Origin of the sequence: Leifsonia sp. SIMBA_070 (genome assembly GCF_046534635.1) — a bacterium.
In the GTDB taxonomy this organism is placed as follows: domain Bacteria; phylum Actinomycetota; class Actinomycetes; order Actinomycetales; family Microbacteriaceae; genus Leifsonia.
On the sequence record NZ_JAWRYK010000825.1, the window covers coordinates 1 to 242 of the forward strand.

Here is a 242-nt window from a genome sequence, read left to right on the forward strand (position 1 = left end):
TAAGTCTACAAGTATCATCATATCCATTGCGGCAGTCCTTATCGGCCTTGTGCTTGCACTTGTGACTGCAAACCTCATTACCACCCCCCTCCTTAAAGTCAGGGACAGGATGAAAATGGTTGCTGACGGAAAACTGAATCATGAGCCCCTGGAGCAAAAGTCAAATGATGAAATGGGTGAATTAACGGTATCCGCCAACCAAATGCAGAAAAACCTTCGTGATACGATCGAAAAAATGCTGG

General features: G+C 45.0%; 1 protein-coding gene. It reads left to right on the top strand.

The annotated features are described in order from the left end of the window. Positions 1 to 61 precede the first annotated feature (61 nt). On the top strand, positions 62 to 242 hold a 181-nt coding region (locus SB754_RS22520), incomplete at its 3' end, for a HAMP domain-containing protein (protein WP_410784497.1).